We start from the raw sequence: 18943 nt of genomic DNA, 5'->3' as shown, positions 1-18943 counted from the left end.
GGGGCGGATCGGGGTGTCTTGTAACACTCCACCCCTTTCAGGACACGTCCGGGAGGCTACGACCGCGGTTCGGTCGGCTGGAGGACGGCGAAAGCCGCACCCTGGTCGTCCTGGAGGACCGCCATCCGCCCGTACGGGATGTCCAGGGGCGGGGTTTTGATCCGGCCACCGAGGCGCACGGCGGTCTCGACGGTGCGGTCGCACTCGGCCACGGCGAAGTAGGTGAGGAAGTAGCTGGGCAGCATCGCCGGGGACGCGTCCGTGATGACCGCGCGCCCGCCGACCGCACTGTCCTCGCCCGGCTCGGTCCCGGCGGGCGACCACATCCGGAAGGGCTCGGCCGCACCCTCGTCACCGGGGATGTCGATGTCGGTCCCCTGGAAGCCGAGGACGTCCTCGTAGAAGGCGTCCACGCGCTCGGGCCGCCGGGTGTGGACCTCGGTCCAGCAGAAGGAGCCCGGCTGGTTCAGCTTCTCGAAACCGGCGCGCTCACCCGCCTGCCAGAGGCCGAAGACCGCACCGCCGGGATCGGCCGCCTGGGCGAGGACGCCCGCGCCCCCGGCGCGCACCGGTGCGGTGATCACCTGTCCGCCCGCCTCCCGGACCCGGGCGACGGTGGCGACGATGTCCCGGGTGGAGAAGTAGACGCCCCAGGTCGTGGGCATGCGGCCGTCCTGCTTGGCGGCCAGTGCCGCGACGAGTTCGCCTCCGCTGTACGCGTCGGCGAAGGGCATGCCGTCCTCCGCGTGGAAGGTCCAGCCGAACAGCCCGCCGTAGAAGCGCTTGCCCGCCTCCAGGTCGGAGAGCTGCACATCCACCCAGCACGGCGCGGACTGCGCGAATGCGGCCATGGCCCGGTCCTTCCGTCGCTGTGAGGTCGCGAGGACCCGAAAGCCTCGCGGGGTCCCCCGGGCGGTGCTGTGGACCACCCCGGACCCCAGGCGGCGCAGCCGTGACGCCCGTCACACTCAACGTAACGTCACGGGCCTCGCGGCGCGCCCCGAGAGGCAGAATAGAACTTTTGCCCGAATCGTGAAGGCCTCGCGACACCGTGGACGCGAGTTGTCCACCGAAGTTATCCACAGGTTGTTGATAACAACATCCCACCGGATGCGCCCACCGCGCGGAGAAGGCAATTCGATAAAGGTCCGCACCCGCGGAAAAGGCACTCCCGAGCCATGGGCAATTGCTCCGTCCTCCCTGCCCGGACTGAGGCGTTCCCCATTTGCAGTCGGTCAGATAGCGCCCCGATCACCCCTCGGTAAGCTGACGGCATGACAGGACAAGTACGCACCGTCGACGGCCGCGTGGCTGGTCGGCGAGGTCAGGCGACGCGGCAGAAGCTGCTCGACTGCCTCAGCGAGATGCTCAGCTCCTCGCCGTACCGGGACGTCAAAGTCATCGACGTGGCCCGGAAGGCGGGGACTTCACCCGCGACTTTCTATCAGTATTTCCCCGACGTCGAGGGCGCTGTTCTCGAACTCGCCGAGGAAATGGCGAAGGAAGGTGCCGGACTGACCGAACTGGTCGGCGGCCGCTCCTGGGTCGGCAAAGCCGGCTGGCAGGCCTCGGAAGAACTCGTCGAGGGGTTCCTCGACTTCTGGCGGCGCCACGACGCGATCCTGCGTGTCGTCGACCTCGGCGCGGCCGAGGGCGACAAGCGGTTCTACAAGATCCGCATGAAGGTCCTGAACTCCGTCACCAACTCCCTGACGGACGCGGTCAAGGAACTCCAGGCCAAGGGCAGGGTGGACAAGGACGTCAGCCCCGCCGCCGTGGCGGGCTCCCTGGTCGTCATGCTCGCGGGGGTCGCCTCGCACCAGAAGGGCTTCACCAGCTGGGGCGTGAAGCAGGCCGATCTCCGGCCCAACCTCGCCCTGTTGGTCCACCTGGGCATCACCGGCAAGAAGCCGGCCAGGTAGGCCCGGCAGCCCCGGCCCCGCCGCACGCGCCGGGCGCCGCACGCTCCGGCGGCCCCACGTCCTGTCTCACCGACGGCGGACCACTCCCGTGGTCCGCCGTCGGCGTTCCCGCTCCGGCGCGGGACGCTGTGGAATGGACCCATGAGTGACGCACAGGAGAACTTCCGCGACCTGCTCCACACCCAGCGCGTCTGGGAGGCACCCCTCCCCCGGTTCGACCCCTCCGCCGCGCCTGCCGCCCCCCTCCCCCTCTTCCACGCCTGGTTCGCCGAGGCGGTGGCGGCCGGGCAGCCCGAACCGCACACCATGACCCTGGCGACCGCGGACGCCGGGGGCCGTCCCGATGTGCGCACGCTGATGCTGCACGACGCGGACGAGCGCGGCTGGCACTTCGCCACGCACGCCACCAGCGCCAAGGGCCGCCAGCTCGCCGCCCGCCCGTACGCCGCGCTCGGCTTCTACTGGCCCGCGCAGGGCCGCCAGGTGCGCGTGCGGGGCACGGCCCTCCCCACGAGCCGCGAGGAGAGCCGGGCCGACCTGCGCGCCAGGTCCACCGGAGCGCTGGCCGCCGCGCTGACCGGCTCGCAGAGCGAGGTGCTGCCCGCGCACGAGGACCTCGTGCGGGCCTCCGAGGCGGCCTGGGAGCGGGCGCGGGCGGAACCGGACGCCGAGGCGGGGACCTGGACCCGGTACGTCGTCGGACCGCAGGAGGTGGAGTTCTTCCAGGGGGACGCCCGGCGCCGGCACGTGCGGCTGCGGTACCGCCGGGACGGCGCGGGCTGGACCCGCGAGCTCCTCTGGCCCTGACCCCGCTTCCGTACCGTCCCGGTCTCCTACGGTTCCGGCGGAAAAGGAGCACTATGGGAGTCAGGTGAGCTGCTGGAGGCCCCCATGGCACGAACGCGTTCCCGCTACGCCCCGGACCGCGGCCTGACCACCCGCATGGTGAGCACGATGTTCTTCATCGGACTGCTGTACGTCGTCCTCGTGGGCGGGCTGCTGGCCGTCCTGCGCGGCGCCTGGCCCGTCGTCCTGATCGTCGCCGGCGGCCTCTTCGTCGCCCAGTTCTGGTTCAGCGACCGCATAGCGGCGTACGGCATGGGCGCCCGGGAGGTCACGCCGCAGGAGGCGCCCGGGCTGCACGGTGCGGTGGACCGGATCTGTGCGCTCGCCGACATGCCCAAGCCCCGGGTCGCCATCGCGCGGAGCGACGTGCCCAACGCCTTCGCGACCGGCCGCAGCGAGAGGTCCGCCCTGGTCTGTGCCACGACCGGGCTGCTGCGCAGACTGGAGCCGGCCGAGCTGGAGGGCGTCCTGGCGCACGAGATGTCGCACGTCGCGCACCGCGACGTGGCCGTGATGACGGTCGCGTCGTTCCTCGGGGTCCTCGCCGGAATCGTCACCCGGGTCGCCCTGTGGGGCGGCTTCGCGCGCGGCAGCCGGGGCAACGACCCGGCGGGCGTCATCCTGATGCTCATCCCGCTGGTCAGCGCGGTCGTGTACGCGCTGAGCTTCCTGCTGACCCGGCTGCTCTCCCGCTACCGCGAGCTCTCCGCCGACCGTACGGCCGCGCTCCTCACCGGCCGCCCCTCGGCGCTCGCGTCCGCCCTGACCAAGGTCAGCGGCCAGATGGCGAGGATTCCGACGGAGGACCTGCGCAAGGCGGAGCCGTACAACGCCTTCTACTTCGTGCCCGCCTTCGCCGCCAGGGAGAGCCTGGGCCGACTGCTGTCCTCGCACCCGACCCTCGAACAGCGCCTGGACCAGCTGGCCCGCATCTCCGCCGGCCTGTCCCACCCGTGAGGAGCTCCGATGGGTCTGCTCGACAGCATCCTGGGGCGCAGCAGACCGGTCCGCCCCGACCTCGACCAGCTCTTCGCCATGCCGTCCGCCGCGCTCACGCTCCAGGCGGGCACCGGTTTCACCCCGACGGGGCTCGGCTCGGTGTGCTTCGCGGGGGTGGAGGGCGGCACGTTCGCCCGTATCCGCGAAGACGTACGCGAGTTGCTCGACGCGGACACCGGACGCGGCGGGATCCCGGTCGAGTTCAGCCGGGACACCTACGGGTACACATGGCTGCTCGCCCACCAGGAACCCGACGACACGGCTGCCCTGGTCAACGACCTCCACGCGGTCAACACCCTCCTCCAGGACGGCGGATTCGGCCCGCATCTGCTGTGCTCGATGATCGTGTTCCGTAATCCGGAAGGACGCTCGCTGGCACTCGTCTACCTCTACAAGCGGGGCACCTTCTATCCGTTCGCGCCCGTGCCCGGCGGGGCCGAGAGGCGGGACAACCAGCTGGAGCTCCAGGCGCGCGCCGTGCTCGGGGACGACCTCCGGGTGGAGGGCGACCTCGCACGCTGGTTCCCGGTCTGGGGCGCGCCCGGCCTCTGAACGCGGCCGGCACCCGGCCGTGATCATTTCGCAACCGATTCCGGTCCCGACCGGAACCCATCATGTCCATGTCCCATTACGCTCCGAACCATGCCCGAACGCACCCCCGTACCCGGTGGATCCCCTGCCGCCCCCGCCGGCCGCGCCGACGGCCGCCCGGTCTACGTGATCGGCGGCGGCCCGGGCGGCCTCGCCGCCGCGGCGGCCCTCAAGGAGAAGGGCGTACGGGCGGTGGTGCTGGAGAAGTCCGGCAGCGTCGGGGCGTCCTGGCGCCACCACTACGACCGGCTGCACCTCCACACGACCCGGCGCTGGTCGGCGCTGCCTGGGCTGGCGATGCCCCGCAGGTTCGGGCGCTGGGTGTCACGCGACGACATGGTGCGCTACCTGGAGAAGTACGCCGGACACCACGAGCTGGAGGTGGTGACGGGCGTCGAGGTCTCCCGGATCGACCGGAGCGGCGACGGCACCGGCTGGCAGCTGCACGCGACGGGCGGCCGGGTGCTGAGCGGACGGGCGGTGGTGGTGGCCACCGGCTTCAACCACACCCCGAAGGTCCCCTCGTGGCCCGGCCGCGACGGCTTCACCGGCGAGCTGGTGCACGCCGCCGGGTACCGGAACCCGGCCCCCTACGCAGGCAAGGACGTGCTCGTCGTCGGCATCGGCAACACGGGGGCCGAGATCGCCGTCGACCTGGTCGAGGGCGGCGCCTCCCGGGTGCGGATCGCGGTCCGCACGACCCCGCACATCGTCCGCCGCTCCACCGCCGGCTGGCCCGCCCAGGCGACCGCGGTGCTGGTCCGCCGGCTGCCGGTACGGCTCGTCGACCTGGCCGGCCGCCTGCTGGGCCGCGTCTCCGTCCCCGACCTGGCGGGACACGGCCTTCCCCGCCCCGGCACGGGCCTGTACTCGCGGGTCAAGGAGGGCGCGATCCCCGTCCAGGACGTCGGGCTGATCAGCGCGGTGAGGAGTGGCCGGGTGGCCCCGGTGGCGGCGGTCGAGTCGTTCGACGGGGACACGGTGGTCCTCGCGGACGGAACCGGGATCACCCCGGACGCGGTGATCGCGGCCACCGGCTACGAACGCGCCCTGGAGGGCCTGGTCGGCCACCTCGGCGTACTGGACGCGCGGGGCCGCCCCGTGGTGCACGGCGCCCGCACCCCGCATGGGGCACCGGACCTCTACTTCACCGGGTTCACCAACCCGATCAGCGGCATGCTCCGCGAAATCGCCCTGGACGCCCGGAGGATAGCCACCCGTGTGGCCAGGGCGGTGTGAGGCCCGCTCTCGGAGGGGAGGGCGTGACGCCTCCCCTCAGAGGGCGGCGGCCGGTGCCTCCTCGCCCTGCTTGCGGCGGATGACCAGGGCCATCAGGGCCGCCGACGCGCACAGTGCCCCCGAGGCGTACCAGACCACGTCGTACGAACCGGTCACGTCCCGTGCCACCCCGCCGAGGAACGCCACCAGGGCCGCCCCGACCTGGTGCGAGGCCAGCACCCAGCCGAAGACGATGGCGCTGTCCTCGCCGTACTGCTCCCGGCACAGGGCCAGGGTCGGCGGGACCGTGGCGACCCAGTCGAGTCCGTAGAAGACGATGAAGAAGACCATGGAGGGGTGCACCGTCGGGGCCATCAGCATCGGCAGGAAGAGCAGCGAGACGCCGCGCAGCGCGTAGTAGAGGGCCAGCAGCCTGCGGGCGTCGAAGCGGTCCGTGAGCCAGCCGCTGAAGATCGTGCCGATGATGTCGAAGACACCGATGACGGCCAGCAGCGAGGCCGCCGCGGTCATCTCCATCCCGTGGTCATGGGCGGAGGGCACGAAGTGGGTGCGGACCAAGCCGTTGGTGGAGGCGCCACAGATCGCGAACGAGCCCGCCAGCAGCCAGAAAGGCCCCGTGCGGGCCGCGTCGGACAGGACGCGGACGGTGCGGCGCGCGGCGCCCCGCGCGGGTGCGGGCTTCTCGGCGTACGCGCCGCCGTAGGGGGCGAGGCCCACGTCCGCCGGGTGGTCGCGCAGCAGGAGCCAGACGAAGGGCACGACGACGAGCGCCGCCAGTGCGACCGTCACCGTGGCCGGCTTCCAGCCGTGCCTGTCGACGATCCAGGCGCACAGCGGCAGGAAGATCAGCTGCCCGGACGCCCCGGCCGCGGTGAGGATCCCGGTGACCAGTCCCCGGCGGGCGACGAACCAGCGGTCGGTGACGGTCGCCGAGAAGGCCATCGCCATGGATCCGGTGCCCAGGCCGACGAGCAGCCCCCAGTAGAGCACCAGTTGCCAGACCTCCGTCATCCAGTAACTCGCCAGCGCGCCCGCGGCGACGGCGCTGAGCGCGACGACCACGACCCGGCGGATACCGAACCGGTCCATCAGCGCGGCCGCGAACGGCGCGGTCAGTCCGTAGAGCGCCATGTCGACGGAGACGGCGAGGCCGATCTCGCCGCGTGACCAGCCGAACCACGCCTCCAGGGGCTCGATGAGGAGGCCGGGCAGGGAGTTGAAGGCGGCGCCGCCGATGATCGTCACGAAGGTGACGGCGGCGACGATCCACGCGCGGTGCACCCGGAAACGGGAACGGCGCCGGGGCGGGCCCTCGATCGTCGCCGCGCCGCCGGTCGTCGCACTGTCGGTTGCCGCGCCGCCGGTCGTCGCACTGTCGGTCGTCGCACTGTCGGTTGTCCGGGTCACGCCGTTCAGCATCCGGTCGGCGGCCCTCCCCGGACGAGTGGCCGGACAGACACTCTTCGCAGGAATCGGGCCACGCGCCTCAGGGCCGCGCGAGGCCGCGCCCCGGCCGCAGCCGGCGGTGGACGCACCAGGCCAGAGCCGCGCCCACCGCGTACCAGAGCAGGTCGGGGGCGTTGAACGTCGAGCCCAGCACCAGCCGGGCCACCGCGCTCCGCCCCGCCAGTTCGGCCGGTACGCCCGTGAGCTGGGCCAGTTCCACCGCCCAGCTCACGGCCAGCGCGACGCCCGCGGCGGCCGACGGCCGCACCCTGGGCACGAGGAGGACCACGAGGGCGTGGATCAGCACGGTATAGAGGGCGTCACCCGCGTACTTCGCCACCTCCCCGTGCACGGCCGAACGGACGCCGAGGCCCGCCGCCACGGTCACGAGTGCCGCTGCGGCAGCCGTGGCACGGACGACGGCCGTCCGGGGAACGGATACGCGGACGGTCTGCTTTCTCTTCATGGCCGGTACGTTTATCAGGCCGTTCCGAGCCGTACCCAATTGCGTGGCAGAGCAGGAGTCGAGATGCCTCACCGTGTCGTCGTGCTCGCCCTGGACGGCGTGATCCCCTTCGAACTGGGCATTCCCCAGCGCATCTTCGGCCGCGCGCGGAGCGTGGAGGCGCCCGGGGCGGGTGAGCACCTGTACACCGTGGTGACCTGCTCGGTCCGCCCTCCGGGCCCGGTCCGCACCGACGCCGACTTCAGCATCATGGCCGAGCACGGCCCCGACGCACTCGCCACCGCCGACACGGTCGTCGTGCCGGCCTCCTACGAGCTCGGCCCCGTGTACGAGGAGGGCAGGCTCACCGCCGGACTGGCCGCCGCGTTCGCGTACATCAGGCCGGGGACCCGGATGGTCTCCATCTGCACGGGCGGCTACGTCCTCGCCGCGGCCGGTCTCCTCGACGGGCGCCCCGCCACCACGCACTGGTCCTCGGCCGACCACTTCCAGCAGCTCTTCCCGAGGATCCGTGTCGATCCGGACGTCCTGTTCGTCGACGACGGGGACGTGCTCACGTCGGCCGGTGTGGCCGCCGGGATCGACCTCTGCCTGCACATCGTGCGACGCGACCACGGCACCGCCGTCGCCAACGACGTCGCCCGCCGCACCGTCGTCCCCCCGCACCGCGACGGTGGTCAGGCGCAGTTCATCCGGCGGCCGTTGCCCGAGGCGGGTCTCGCCTCGACGACGACGGCACGGACGTGGGCGCTGGGGCGGCTGGAACAGCCCATCCTGCTGCGCGACATGGCCCGGCAGGAGTCGATGAGCGTGCGCACCTTCACCCGCCGCTTCCGCGAGGAGGTCGGCGTCAGCCCGGGCCAGTGGCTGTCCCAGCAGCGGGTGGAGCGGGCACGGCACCTGCTGGAGTCCACGGACCTGTCCGTCGAACAGGTGGCACGGGACGCCGGTTTCGGTACGGCCACCTCCCTGCGGCAGCACGTGCAGGCCGCACTGGGGGTCTCACCCACGGTCTACCGGCGGACGTTCCGGTCGGCGGTCGCGAGGCGCTGAGGGCCTGGAGGGCTCCTCAGAGACGGGCGCGCTCGCCGGGCTGCTCCTGCATCACCGGGAGCATCACCGGCCCGCTGCGGTCGATCTCGCACCAGATCCGCTTGCCGGCGCCCTCCGGCTGCCAGCCCCAGCGGTCCGCCAGACCGTCCACCAGCTCCAGACCGCGTCCTCCGGTGTCCTCACCCTCGGCGTGACGCGGCTGGGGCGGGCGGCAGCTGGTGTCCGCCACCTCGACCCTCACCGTCCCCGCAGAGCCGGCCGGATGCGCCGGGCCGAACAGCATCCGCAGCACGGCCGGACAGCCGGTGTGGACGACCGCGTTGGTGACGAGCTCCGAGATCAGCAGGATGAGCGTTTCCGCGAGGGGCTCGTCGTCCTCCATCCCGGACCCGATCAGCCGTGACCGCGCCCATCTGCGGGCCCGCCCCACCTCTGCGGGATCCGGCCCGACCTCCAGTTGAACCTGAAGCACCTGCACCGCTCACACCATCCGAACCGGCGGACACATCGCCTCGCGCCTCCTCAGGGTCACGGAACGTGACTCCCGTACGAGACAGCATGGTTGACGTACAGTCACCGCAACAAGCGCTTCGGGCATATTCCAGCGCGAAGGAGTACGCGTGGTCCATACTGTGCGACGCGTGCTGCGGAGACTCGAACAGGAGCGCGCCGCCGCCCCGGGGACCGCGTCCCCGGCCGGCCCGTCGCAGCTCCGTGGCTCGCGAGCAGGGCACCGGGCGCCGCCCGGACCGGCCACAGGGGCCGCACCCGGATCCTCCGGTTCCCGTACCACTCGCATCCCCCGGAGCGTACCCGAGCGCGGGCCGGTGACTCCGCCCGGTCACGGGCCGCTCCCGCGGCGCGGCCACGTCCCGGATGCGCTGCGTCACACGCGACTCGCCGTCCGCACACCCCCGGTCAGCCATGACGCGCCCGGGCCCGGCGTCCGGGCCCGGCCGGAAGACGTTCAGGGCCGGACCCGGAAGTGCGTGAACTGTTCACGCCCTTCGGCGTGTTGGTGCGCCACTCAGCCGCCGGCCCGGTCACGGCGGTGCGGGTCCGGCCGGATCGCGGTGCCTACGCGTCGGGTTCGATCACGGTGAAGTACGCGGAGAAGGCGGCGACCGCCTCCGCCTCGGCGATCCGGCCGTCCTGGTCGGTGTCCAGGCTCCTGGCCGCGACGCTCGCGATGTCCTCCGCCGCGCCCAGCACCCGCAGGGCCCGTTCCACCGCGGCCACCGGGGCAGAGGTGGCTTCCGTGCTCTCGGCGTCCGCGCCGGCGGCGACGGCGATCGCCGCGCGCAGGAAGGGGCGCGCGATCTCCGCGAAGCGGTCGGGGTTGTCGCGCAGGCGTTTGACGGCCCCCCCGACGAACTCCTCACGGGTGACGCGCTGGTCCCCGTCCACGTCGGCGATGCCCGCCATTCCCTGCCAGAAGGCCTCGGCACCCGTGTAGAGCGACTGGCCCCGGTCGCAGCGGGCCGTCGTACCGAACTCGGTGAGCAGACGGGCCGCCGCTGCGTTGAAATCGGCGCGATCGATGTAGCCGTTGCCGTCCTGGTCGAAGGCGGCGAAGCGGTGGGCGATCTTGCGCTCGTACTCTGCGCTGTCCATGCGGGGAGCGTACGACGCCGAGCGGCGTCACGTGTCACCAACTCCCCTCAGGGAGGTGACGACCTCGTACCGTAAGAGGCGTGTCACGCGGTGAGCGGCCTGGATTCGTCGTCGGTGGCGGCGTCCGCGTCGGGGTAGACGTCGAAGAGCCGGCGTACGCCCAGGGCGCCGAGCACCTTGTTGACGTGCGAGCCGTCGACGGCGCCCCGGGCGGGGAGGATCAGCCGCAGTCTGCCGCCGCAGGACTTCATGAGGCGGCGGGAGGCGATCAGGACGCCGACGCCGCTGGAGTCGCAGAAGAGGACGCCGGAGAGGTCGAGGACCACGTCGTGCTGTCCGGCGGCCACCGCCCCGTGCACGGACTGACGCACGACGGGTGAACTCACGAGGTCGAGCTCGCCGTGGATCCGCAGCACGGTCCACGCGTCCTGCTCGGTCTCGTACACCTTCAGCGTCACGCGACTCGGCCTCTCGTTCCGGGGCTCCGGAGGATCCGGAAGTTTCCGTTCCTCCTCGCGGCTGCCCGCGTCGCCACCCCGCCAAACACTTCTGCGCCCGCCGGCCCGGCTCAGGACCCACCCAGAAATGATCACTTCAGGATCGTTCACGCGATCGGAACAGGGTAGAAGGGGAAGCATTCCTTACCATCCGGCGCCGCTGACAGGACGTACTTGCCGTAAAGGTGCGTGCCCGGACTGTGCCGCCGACTACATTCGACGTGACGAGAGGCACAGGGCTGGGGGCTGGATGGCGAAGGACGCACCACCGCGCTGGGACCGCCGGATGCAGCAGCGGCTGACGCGTGGCGAGGCGGCGGCCCTCGGTGAGCTCTACGACCGGTTCGCCGCCCTCGTGCACAGCCAGGCCCATCGCATGCTCGACGACGAGGACGCGGCGGACCAGGTGACGCGTGAGGTCTTCGGCTACGTCTGGGAGAACCCGGGCGCCTACGACCCCAGGCACGGTTCGATGCGCGCCTGGGTGGCACGGCTCACCCACCGCCAGTCGGTGCAGCGGCTCCGCGGCACGCACGGTGCGGCCGAGGGCGCGGACGCCGAGGAGCTGGAGCACCGGGTGCTCAGGGCGACCGCCGCGGCACGGGCCGACTACATCGTCGCCTCCATGCCCGCGTCGCTGCGCGCCGCCCTGGAGCTCGCGTACGTCCAGCGGCGGGACTACCGGCAGGCCGCCGCGGACCTCGGCGTCACCGGTGACGAGGCCAGGCGCCGGCTGCGACTCGGTCTTCAGCTGCTCTCCACCGCGAACATCCGGCCGTCGGCGGGCTCGGCACCCCCCGGGTACGGGCCGACACCGTGAGCGGGGGCCATGGCGGCGGTGACGGCCGCGACGGGGAACAGCCGGTCGAGCGGCGCATACCGGGGCCCCGGGCGGCGGCGGACGACCAGGAGAGGCTGCCCCCGTTCCGGCCCGGGGGCTCGGATCCGCCGGGGCCGGCCGGACCACCGGGTCCACCCGCGCCGCCGCTCCCCCACAAGGTGCTGAAGTCCCTGCTCGGGGCATGGGCGCTGGCCGCCTGCTCCGCCGAGGAGACCGCTGCCGTGGAGGACCACCTCACCTCGTGCGCGCGGTGCGCCGACGAGGCGCTGCGGCTGCGCGACGCCGTGGGCCTGCTGCACACCGACGGCACACTGGATCTGGACCCGATGCTCCGGTCCCGGGTCCTGGAGGGTTGTCTGGGCCGCCGTCCGGCGCGCATCCCCGTCCCCTCGTGGGCGGAGCCGTACGACGCGGAGACCGCGCGGCTGGACGCCCTGCTGCGGGACATCGGCCACTCGGAGTGGCACGCGCCGGTACGGCTGAAGTGGTTCGAGGACGACCGTCAGGTGAACCGCAGGACGACGGTCGCCGGGGTGATCGGGCATCTGATGGCCGTCGACGGTCTGGTGTCCGGGGCGCTCGGCCTGGACGATCCGCTCGGGAAGGACGACGGCTCGGTGCCGCCGACCCCCACCGGGCGCACCGAGACGTACTGGTCGTCCGCTCCGCGCCCGCCCACGCGGACGGTGCGGGAGCCGTGGCGTGACCAGAGCCACACCCTCGTCCGCACGGTGTCGTTCGCCGGCCGCGGCGTCGCGGAGCTCTCCGTCCCGTACGGCACCTTCGCCCTTCCGCTGGAGGACGCGCTCCTGGAGCGGGCCTTCGAGTGCTGGGTGCACGGCGGTGACATCGCGGAAGCGGTCGACTACCCCTACGAGCCGCCGGCCGCGGCCCATCTCCACCGGATGATCGACCTGGCGGCCCGGCTGCTGCCCGCCACCCTCGCCGGGCGCCGCCGCGCGGGACTGGCCGCGCCGGCCCGTCGTCTGGTCACCGCGGGGTCCCCCGGCCGCTCCCTCCACCTGGAGGTCGAGGGCCGTGGCGGCGGCGACTGGTACATCGCCCTGGACTCACCGGCCGCACTCGGCTCCCCCGCCCACACGGTCGCGCAGGTGGCGCTCGACGGGGTGGAGTTCTGCCGGCTGGTCGCCGGCCACGTGCTGCCGGTGGAAGCCGCGGCAGGCCAGGAGGGCGACCGCGAGGCGATCCGCGACGTCCTGTTCGCCGCGGCCTCCCTCAGCAGGCTCTGAGCGCGGCCCTCACGGGAAGACGACCGTACGGCGGCCGTTGAGCAGGATGCGCCGTTCGGCGTGCCACTTGACGGCACGGGCCAGCGCCCGGCACTCGACGTCGCGGCCGACGGCGACGAGCTGGTCCGGCGTGACACCGTGGCCCACGCGCTCGACCTCCTGCTCGATGATCGGCCCCTCGTCGAGGTCGGCGGTCACGTAGTGCGCCGTGGCTCCGATCAGCTTCACACCGCGCGCGTGCGCCTGGTGGTAGGGCTTCGCACCCTTGAAGCTCGGCAGGAAGGAGTGGTGGATGTTGATGATCCGGCCGTTCAGCTGCTTGCAGAGATCGTCCGAGAGCACCTGCATGTAGCGGGCCAGGACGACGAGTTCCACGTTCTCCCCCCGGACGAGCTCGAGCAGCCGCGCCTCGGCCTCCGGCTTGTTCTCCCTGTTCACGGGGATGTGCCGGAACGGGACGCCGTACGAGGCGACGAGCTCCGCGAAATCCGTGTGGTTGGAGACGACCGCCGCGATCTCGACCGGCAGGGCGCCGGTGCGGGAGCGGAACAGCAGGTCGTTGAGGCAGTGCCCGAACTTGCTGACCATCAGCACGACGCGCATCCGGTCGCTCACCCGGTGGATCTGCCAGTCCATCCGGAAGGCGTCCCCGATCGCGGCGAAGCTGGCGCGCAGCTTGTCCACGGTGACGGTGGCGTCCGCCGAGAAGTGGACGCGCATGAAGAAAAGACCGGTGTCGTGGTCGCCGAACTGCTGGCTGTCCTCGATGTTGCAGCCGGTCATGAAGAGATAGCTCGACACGGCGTGCACGATGCCCTGCTTGTCGGGGCAGGAAAGCGTGAGGACGTACTGCTCGGCGGTGGTGTCCGAGGCAGCGGGTACGGATTCGGCGGGCTGCGGCGCGGTCATTCCCGTAGGGTGCCACACCGCCCGCCGGTCACGCGGATCTGGTCATGATGCGGAGCACGTCCAGGGAGCGCGGCGGGGTGTCGGGGTCCTCCGCGTCGTTGGTGGCGAGCATCACATGGGCCTCGCGGGCGGCCACGACCGCTTCCTGCCAGCCCGGGTGCTCCAGATAGGCGGACACGGGGGCGTCGGCACCTATCTGGTGCATGATGCGCAGCACCCGCAGGGCTGCGACGTCGACCAGGGCGGCCTCGGCGGAGTCGCGGAAGATCGTCCCCACGTACTTCTCGGCGGACCAGTTGTCCAGCCAGGTGTCCTCGACCAGGCGGTACACGGCGTCGGTGACGTCGCCGTACCCTTCCCGGCCGGCCAGCCAGCACTCGTGGTGGAAGACGGGGTCGGAGAGCATGTGCAGCGCCGAGCGCACGTTGCTGCGCCAGCGCCACCACGGCATGTCGTTGAGCGGCATGCCGCCCATGGTGGAGGAGCGACGGCCGCGACGGGAAGTGTTCTCCGAACCTTGCTGCACGGTTGCCGATCGTACGTTCCCTCCGGCCGCCCGTGCGCGGGCCCCCGTTATTCACCTGCGCGTCACCCTGCGTTGACCACGGCACACCGGGGCGTTACACGTGAGCCGCAAAAGTTCATGACCATGACCGGATGGCGACGCCTCATCTCCCCCCGCCCCTACAAGCTCCTCACATCGGCGGCGGCCGGGGCGCTGCTCATATCCGGCTGCGGTGTCCTCCCTGGAGCCTCGGGGGGCTCCAGGGAGCCCGTCACCGTGATGACCTGGGCTCCCGACACCACGGGAGCCGACGCGGTGAACATGGCGGGCATGCCGGCCATGGCCAGGACCTACGCCCGCTGGATCAACGAGAAGGGCGGGATCGACGGCCACGAGCTGCGGGTGCTCACCTGCAACGAGCAGGACGACGCGGCCGGGGCCTCGACGTGCGCACGGCGGGCGGCCGACGAGAACGTGGCAGCCGTCGTCGGTTCGTACAGCAGGCACGGACGGGCCTTCCTCGCTCCGCTGGAGGCCGCCGGGATCCCGTACATCGGCGGGTACGGTGCCTCATCCGACGAGTTCACCAGCTATCTCTCCTACCCGGTCAACGGTGGCCAGCCGGCGCTCGTCGCGGGCAACGGCGAGCAGCTCGCCGCCAGTTGCGAGCAGGTGTCGCTCGTCCGCCCCGACACGCTTGTCGGCGACTCCATGCCCGGGCTCCTCGACGCGAGCCTCAGCAGGAGGGACCGCCCCGCGTCCTACGACATCAGCGCCACCGAGGAGGCCACGTCGTACGACGCCGAGGCCGCCAAGGCCCTCGACGAGGCGGGCGACGGCTGTGTGACCGCGGTGCTCGGCAAGGGCACGGAGACGTTCTTCGACTCCTTCCGCCGGCTGGAACCCGCAGACAGCCGGGTGCGGATCTCGTCCGTGCTCGGGAGCGTCGGACAGGGGCTGATCGACCGTACGGGCGGACCGGACAGCCCCTTCGAGGGTGCTCTCGTCACCGGCTGGTACCCGGAGTCCGGCGACGCCCGCTGGAACGAGATGCGCGAGGTGATCCGCACGTACGCCTTCGGGGACGACCGGATCGACCCGGCGGACACGGGCGTGCAGACGACCTGGATCGCGTACACCGCGCTGAAGGCGGTCATCGAGGCGATGGACCGCCCGGACATCACGGCGGGCGGGATCTCCGTCAGCCTCAACCGCGGTACCGAGGTGGACACCGGCGGTCTCACCCCGGTCCTGCGGTGGCGCTTCCAGGACCTGGTCGGCACGGCCGCCTACGGGCGCATCGTCAACGGGCGGGTGACGTTCCAGGTGGTCCGGGACGGACGTCTCACCGCGGACAAGAAGGGTTTCGTCGACGTCACACAGACCCTGGTGAACGCCCGCTGATCCCACGCGGACGGCCCTGTCGCGGGGCGGTCGGCACCCTCCCGCGCCAACGGGAGCCGGCCACGGCCCCCGGCCGTCCTCCGTCTCCCCGGTGCGCGCGGGGAGACGCGGGCAACCGCTTCAGAGCTGCGTGGGGGCGCGCTCGGTCAGTCCGTACTTCCGGGCGATGCTGTTCCACAGCCCCGAGGCCTTGCGCTTCTGGACGGTGGCGTCGCTGCTCGACGCGCCGGCCTTGATGGTCGCGTCGGTCGAGCGGGCCTTGCCGCCCTTGCAGACCTTCTTGTCGTTCTTGGCCTGCTGGGCCCACGTGGCGTAGTGGTCGTCGGCCTCGGCCGACGCCTGCCACGCCTTGGTCAGGGAGTCCTTCAGCTCGGAGCTGGCGGGGAGCTGGTCGACGCTCAGCGCCTCCAGCCGGGTCACCAGGCCCCGGCGCTGGGCGGCGGCGCCCGTCAGATCGGTGGCCGCCTGGTCGAGCGCCCGGCAGCCCTTGATCTTCTCCACCGCGCTGATCACCGCCGAGCGGCTGTCGTTGCTGTCCGCGAGCAGCTTGTCGAGCGCCTCGGCCTGCGGCTTCGCCGGGTCGGCCGCCTGCGTGGGAGCGTCGCCGGACGGTGAACTGTGCGAGGCCACCGGCTGCTTGTCGTCCGAGGGGCTGTCGTCGCCCCCGCTCATCAGTGCGCCGGCGCCGAGCCCGATGACGGCGCAGCCGATGACGACGGCCGCGATGAGCGGGATGGCCGCGGACCGCTTGCGGGGCGCGTCGTGGTCCTGGTGCGGCTCCTGCCCCGCGTAACCGTCCCGGGTGCCCGGCGGCTGGTGGGCCTGCGCGCCCCGCGGCTGCGGCTGGGCGCCCTGCGCGCCGTGGTGGGGCTGCTGCGGCCCGGCGAGGCGGGGCATCTGCTGCGTGGCGCCCGCCGGCTCCTCGCTGCGGAAGAGGCTGTCGAACTCCGCGGGGGGCTGCCGGTCACCGGGGGCTCCCGGCCGTATCCCGTACGGGGCGCCACCGGGCACCGGGGGTATGAACTGGGTCGCGTCGGCGTCGGAGGGCTGTCCGGGTGCGGCGGACCGGCCCAGGTACTGGGTGGACTCCGCCGGGCGTTCGGGCGGCAGCCCGCCGGGAAACCCGCCGCCGGTGACGGGCGCGATGTACTGCGTCGCGTCCGCGTCCCCGCCCGGCCCCGCTCCCTGGCCGGGGGAAGCGGCCTCGGGAGGCAGCGGCTGGGCGTACGGCTGCTGCTGGTACGGGTCCTGCGGCGGCGCGTACTGCTGCTGGGGAGGCGGGTACTGCCCCTGCTGCGGGCCCGGGGGCGGCGCGTACTGCTGCTGCGGGGGCGGGTACTGCCCCTGCCCCTGCTGAGGCGGGTACTGCCCCTGCCCCTGCTGAGGCGGGTACTGCCCCTGCTGCTGCGGGGGCGGGTACTGCCCCTGCTGGTACGCACCCTGCTGGTGCTGCTCCGGTGGCAGCTGCCCCGGTGGCGGGCCGTCCTGGTGCGGGGCCTCCGACCCCCAGGGCCGGCCCCACGGCTGCCCGCCGGCGGGGACGGCCTGGTCCGGCTGCCCGCCCCCCGGGCCCCCCGCGTGCCAAGGGGCTCCACCCTCCGCGGGCAGCACGACACCTTCGTGCGCGGGCCGTACAGCAGGAAGCTGCCGCTCGTCACCCTGTCCGCTCTGCGTCACCGGGACTCCTACGTGTAAACCTACGGAATCGTCGGCTCACGCTACCGGGTGCCCGGAGCCCGGCGCCAAGTGCCCGGAAGGACTCACCACCCCTTCACACGGGGGGTGAGGCCAGGGCCGCCCACGGCGCTGTTCACGGCCGGCCCGCCGAACGCACCGGTCAGGCGGCCTGGAGCTCCAGTCTCGCTCCGAACTCCCGCACGGCGGGCTCGTCCGCGTACGGCTCGAACCGCTGCTGGAGGTCGTCGAGATATTCGGCGCCCCTGCTGGAGCGCACCGTCCCCAGCAGGTCCATCGCCCGCAGCCCCGTGTGGCAGGCCTGCTCCACCTCACGCTGCTGCACCTGCGCCGTGGCCAGCAGCACCAGCCCGATGCCCCGGCGCCGGGTCCTGGACTCGGGGAGCGCCGCCAGGGCTTCCTTCGCCCGGCGGGCGGCCGGCTCGGCCTGCCCCAGGTCCCGGTGGCAGTGCGCCAGTTCGTCGGCGAGGTACCCCGCGTCGAAGTGGGTGATCCAGGCGGGGTCGTCGCCCTTCTCCGGGTCGGCCTGCTCCAGGGCGGCCAGCGCCCGGCCCGCCGAGACCTGGCAGGTGCGCGCGTCACCCATCAGGGCGTGGCCCCGCGCCTCCGCCGCGTGGAACATGGCCTCGGCGCGCGGGGTCACCCGGCCCCTCGCGCCTTCCTGCGCGGCCCGTGCCAGCTGGGCGATCTCGCGCGGATTGCCCAGCTGCGCCGCGAGGTGGCTCATCGACGCGGCCAGCACATAGCCCCCGTACGCACGGTCCCCCGCGGCCTGGGCCAGGCGCAGTGCCTGGATGTAGTACCGCTGGGCCAGCCCGGGCTGCCCGGTGTCCACGGCCATGTAACCGGCGAGTTCGGTGAGCCGGGCGACGGCGCCGAAGAGCTCGCGGCCGACCGATTCACGGTAGGAGCCCGAAAGGAGCCCGGAGACCACGCTGTTGAGGTAGTGGACCAGAACGGGCCGCACGTGTCCGCTGCCGAAGCGGTGGTCCAGGTCGACGAGCGCTGCCGTCATCGCCCGCACCGCCGCCACGTCCGGCATGCCGACCCGGCTCCCGGCGGTCCGCGCCACCTGCGGGTCCGCGCCCGAGATCAGCCAGTCACGACTGGGCTCGACGAGCGCCGAGGCGGCCACCGACGATCCGGAGAGCAGGTCACGGCGGCCCACGTCGCTGCGCCACAGCTCACAGGCCTGCTCGATGGCACCGAGCACGGTGGGGGCGAACTGGAGACCGACTCCGGAGGCCAGGCTCTTGCCGTTGGCCATGCCGATCTCGTCGATCGTGACCGTACGGCCGAGCTTGCGACCGATCGCCTCGGCGATGATCCCCGGCGCCCTGCCGCGTGGTTGCTGTCCGCGCAGCCAGCGGGCCACCGAGGTCTTGTCGTAGCGGAGGTCAAGCCCCCGCTCCGCGCCGACCATGTTGACCCGGCGGGCGAGACCGGCGTTGGAACACGCCGCCTCCTGGATGAGCGTCTGCAGCCGTTCGTTCGGCTGGCGGGCGACGAGAGGCCTGGCTGCCATATTTCCCCCTGGGACCGCAGTGGTTCGGTGAAGGCATAACTGCCCGGCAGGGCACGGAAAATGCGCATATTCATCTGTATCGGGTACGAGCGGTGGCGCGTCGGCACAGTCCTGCAACTGGTTACCCGCACACGGGTGGAG

The 18943-nt window shown here is 72.5% G+C and carries 19 protein-coding genes; 9 read left to right on the top strand and 10 right to left on the bottom strand.

The window, feature by feature from the left end; genetic code table 11:
• Positions 1-56: 56 nt before the first annotated feature.
• Complete coding sequence (locus ACHFIV_RS01505; RefSeq protein WP_398962299.1) at positions 57-851, bottom strand: VOC family protein; 795 nt, start codon at positions 849-851, stop codon at positions 57-59.
• A 423-nt stretch (positions 852-1274) separates the two neighbouring features.
• On the opposite strand from ACHFIV_RS01505, the gene ACHFIV_RS01500 reads away from it, so the two are divergent.
• From ACHFIV_RS01500 to ACHFIV_RS01480, 5 genes are all read left to right on the top strand, one after another.
• Positions 1275-1922: a TetR family transcriptional regulator gene (locus tag ACHFIV_RS01500; protein ID WP_398962297.1), complete on the top strand. Its 648-nt coding sequence runs from the start codon at positions 1275-1277 to the stop codon at positions 1920-1922.
• Between the two features lie 141 nt (positions 1923-2063).
• Complete coding sequence (locus ACHFIV_RS01495; RefSeq protein WP_398962294.1) at positions 2064-2729, top strand: pyridoxal 5'-phosphate synthase; 666 nt, start codon at positions 2064-2066, stop codon at positions 2727-2729.
• Between the two features lie 84 nt (positions 2730-2813).
• Entirely contained in the window at positions 2814-3725 is a 912-nt protein-coding gene (gene htpX, locus ACHFIV_RS01490) for a zinc metalloprotease HtpX (protein ID WP_398962292.1), read from the top strand.
• A 9-nt stretch (positions 3726-3734) separates the two neighbouring features.
• Positions 3735-4319, top strand: a complete 585-nt coding sequence (pspAB, locus tag ACHFIV_RS01485) for a PspA-associated protein PspAB (RefSeq protein WP_398962289.1) — start codon at positions 3735-3737, stop codon at positions 4317-4319.
• A 90-nt stretch (positions 4320-4409) separates the two neighbouring features.
• Positions 4410-5597: a flavin-containing monooxygenase gene (locus ACHFIV_RS01480; RefSeq protein ID WP_398962286.1), complete on the top strand. Its 1188-nt coding sequence runs from the start codon at positions 4410-4412 to the stop codon at positions 5595-5597.
• Positions 5598-5633: 36 nt separating this feature from the next.
• Here ACHFIV_RS01480 and ACHFIV_RS01475 read toward each other — a convergent pair whose 3' ends face one another.
• Both ACHFIV_RS01475 and ACHFIV_RS01470 read right to left on the bottom strand, forming a co-directional pair.
• The gene (locus ACHFIV_RS01475; protein ID WP_398962283.1) at positions 5634-7016 is read right to left on the bottom strand and encodes an MFS transporter; all 1383 of its coding nucleotides are present in this window, start codon (positions 7014-7016) and stop codon (positions 5634-5636) included.
• 67 nt (positions 7017-7083) lie between these two features.
• On the bottom strand, positions 7084-7509 hold the full coding sequence (locus ACHFIV_RS01470) for a DUF2809 domain-containing protein (RefSeq protein WP_398962280.1): 426 nt from the start codon (positions 7507-7509) through the stop codon (positions 7084-7086).
• A gap of 63 nt (positions 7510-7572) precedes the next feature.
• Here ACHFIV_RS01470 and ACHFIV_RS01465 point away from each other — a divergent pair, with 63 nt between their 5' ends.
• On the top strand, positions 7573-8562 hold the full coding sequence (locus tag ACHFIV_RS01465) for a GlxA family transcriptional regulator (RefSeq protein ID WP_398962278.1): 990 nt from the start codon (positions 7573-7575) through the stop codon (positions 8560-8562).
• A 16-nt stretch (positions 8563-8578) separates the two neighbouring features.
• Here ACHFIV_RS01465 and ACHFIV_RS01460 read toward each other — a convergent pair whose 3' ends face one another.
• The 3 genes from ACHFIV_RS01460 to ACHFIV_RS01450 all read right to left on the bottom strand — a co-directional run bounded on the left by ACHFIV_RS01460 (position 8579) and on the right by ACHFIV_RS01450 (position 10634).
• Positions 8579-9040, bottom strand: a complete 462-nt coding sequence (locus ACHFIV_RS01460) for an ATP-binding protein (RefSeq protein ID WP_398962276.1) — start codon at positions 9038-9040, stop codon at positions 8579-8581.
• A gap of 599 nt (positions 9041-9639) precedes the next feature.
• On the bottom strand, positions 9640-10176 hold the full coding sequence (locus ACHFIV_RS01455; protein WP_398962273.1) for an EF-hand domain-containing protein: 537 nt from the start codon (positions 10174-10176) through the stop codon (positions 9640-9642).
• Positions 10177-10259: 83 nt separating this feature from the next.
• Entirely contained in the window at positions 10260-10634 is a 375-nt protein-coding gene (locus tag ACHFIV_RS01450; RefSeq protein WP_203181872.1) for an STAS domain-containing protein, read from the bottom strand.
• A gap of 289 nt (positions 10635-10923) precedes the next feature.
• Between ACHFIV_RS01450 and ACHFIV_RS01445 the strand changes: the two genes are divergently transcribed.
• Complete coding sequence (locus tag ACHFIV_RS01445; protein ID WP_398962269.1) at positions 10924-11493, top strand: RNA polymerase sigma factor; 570 nt, start codon at positions 10924-10926, stop codon at positions 11491-11493.
• On the top strand, positions 11490-12764 hold the full coding sequence (locus ACHFIV_RS01440) for a maleylpyruvate isomerase N-terminal domain-containing protein (RefSeq protein WP_398962267.1): 1275 nt from the start codon (positions 11490-11492) through the stop codon (positions 12762-12764). The genes ACHFIV_RS01445 and ACHFIV_RS01440 overlap by 4 nt, the downstream gene beginning before the upstream one ends.
• A gap of 9 nt (positions 12765-12773) precedes the next feature.
• On the opposite strand, the gene purU is transcribed toward ACHFIV_RS01440, so the two are convergent.
• Both purU and ACHFIV_RS01430 read right to left on the bottom strand, forming a co-directional pair.
• Complete coding sequence (gene purU, locus ACHFIV_RS01435; RefSeq protein ID WP_398962264.1) at positions 12774-13673, bottom strand: formyltetrahydrofolate deformylase; 900 nt, start codon at positions 13671-13673, stop codon at positions 12774-12776.
• 28 nt (positions 13674-13701) lie between these two features.
• A complete protein-coding gene (locus ACHFIV_RS01430; protein WP_033297487.1) occupies positions 13702-14148 on the bottom strand; it encodes an SCO4402 family protein in 447 nt (148 codons plus the stop codon).
• Positions 14149-14322: 174 nt separating this feature from the next.
• On the opposite strand from ACHFIV_RS01430, the gene ACHFIV_RS01425 reads away from it, so the two are divergent.
• Complete coding sequence (locus ACHFIV_RS01425; protein WP_398962261.1) at positions 14323-15582, top strand: ABC transporter substrate-binding protein; 1260 nt, start codon at positions 14323-14325, stop codon at positions 15580-15582.
• A gap of 120 nt (positions 15583-15702) precedes the next feature.
• Here the strand turns inward: ACHFIV_RS01425 and ACHFIV_RS01420 are convergent, their stop codons facing one another.
• Together ACHFIV_RS01420 and ACHFIV_RS01415 are read right to left on the bottom strand one after the other, a co-directional pair.
• Positions 15703-17259: a hypothetical protein gene (locus tag ACHFIV_RS01420; protein ID WP_398962259.1), complete on the bottom strand. Its 1557-nt coding sequence runs from the start codon at positions 17257-17259 to the stop codon at positions 15703-15705.
• 160 nt (positions 17260-17419) lie between these two features.
• On the bottom strand, positions 17420-18802 hold the full coding sequence (locus ACHFIV_RS01415; protein WP_398962257.1) for a transcriptional regulator: 1383 nt from the start codon (positions 18800-18802) through the stop codon (positions 17420-17422).
• Between the last annotated feature and the right edge of the window lie 141 nt (positions 18803-18943).

Origin of the sequence: Streptomyces sp. ALB3 (genome assembly GCF_044385685.1) — a bacterium.
Lineage (GTDB): Bacteria > Actinomycetota > Actinomycetes > Streptomycetales > Streptomycetaceae > Streptomyces.
The sequence above is the reverse complement of the archived record's forward strand: the minus strand, read 5'-3'. Positions and strand labels throughout refer to the sequence as shown.

Excerpts from the sequence above, each read along its gene's own strand:
- ACHFIV_RS01505 (WP_398962299.1), bottom strand. The coding sequence starts at position 851 with ATGGCCGCATTCGCGCAGTCCGCGCCGTGCTGGGTGGATGTGCAGCTC.
- ACHFIV_RS01500 (WP_398962297.1), top strand. The coding sequence starts at position 1,275 with ATGACAGGACAAGTACGCACCGTCGACGGCCGCGTGGCTGGTCGGCGA.
- ACHFIV_RS01495 (WP_398962294.1), top strand. The coding sequence starts at position 2,064 with ATGAGTGACGCACAGGAGAACTTCCGCGACCTGCTCCACACCCAGCGC.
- htpX (WP_398962292.1), top strand. The coding sequence starts at position 2,814 with ATGGCACGAACGCGTTCCCGCTACGCCCCGGACCGCGGCCTGACCACC.
- pspAB (WP_398962289.1), top strand. The coding sequence starts at position 3,735 with ATGGGTCTGCTCGACAGCATCCTGGGGCGCAGCAGACCGGTCCGCCCC.
- ACHFIV_RS01480 (WP_398962286.1), top strand. The coding sequence starts at position 4,410 with ATGCCCGAACGCACCCCCGTACCCGGTGGATCCCCTGCCGCCCCCGCC.
- ACHFIV_RS01475 (WP_398962283.1), bottom strand. The coding sequence starts at position 7,016 with ATGCTGAACGGCGTGACCCGGACAACCGACAGTGCGACGACCGACAGT.
- ACHFIV_RS01470 (WP_398962280.1), bottom strand. The coding sequence starts at position 7,509 with ATGAAGAGAAAGCAGACCGTCCGCGTATCCGTTCCCCGGACGGCCGTC.
- ACHFIV_RS01465 (WP_398962278.1), top strand. The coding sequence starts at position 7,573 with ATGCCTCACCGTGTCGTCGTGCTCGCCCTGGACGGCGTGATCCCCTTC.
- ACHFIV_RS01455 (WP_398962273.1), bottom strand. The coding sequence starts at position 10,176 with ATGGACAGCGCAGAGTACGAGCGCAAGATCGCCCACCGCTTCGCCGCC.
- ACHFIV_RS01445 (WP_398962269.1), top strand. The coding sequence starts at position 10,924 with ATGGCGAAGGACGCACCACCGCGCTGGGACCGCCGGATGCAGCAGCGG.
- purU (WP_398962264.1), bottom strand. The coding sequence starts at position 13,673 with ATGACCGCGCCGCAGCCCGCCGAATCCGTACCCGCTGCCTCGGACACC.
- ACHFIV_RS01430 (WP_033297487.1), bottom strand. The coding sequence starts at position 14,148 with ATGGGCGGCATGCCGCTCAACGACATGCCGTGGTGGCGCTGGCGCAGC.
- ACHFIV_RS01425 (WP_398962261.1), top strand. The coding sequence starts at position 14,323 with ATGACCGGATGGCGACGCCTCATCTCCCCCCGCCCCTACAAGCTCCTC.
- ACHFIV_RS01415 (WP_398962257.1), bottom strand. The coding sequence starts at position 18,802 with ATGGCAGCCAGGCCTCTCGTCGCCCGCCAGCCGAACGAACGGCTGCAG.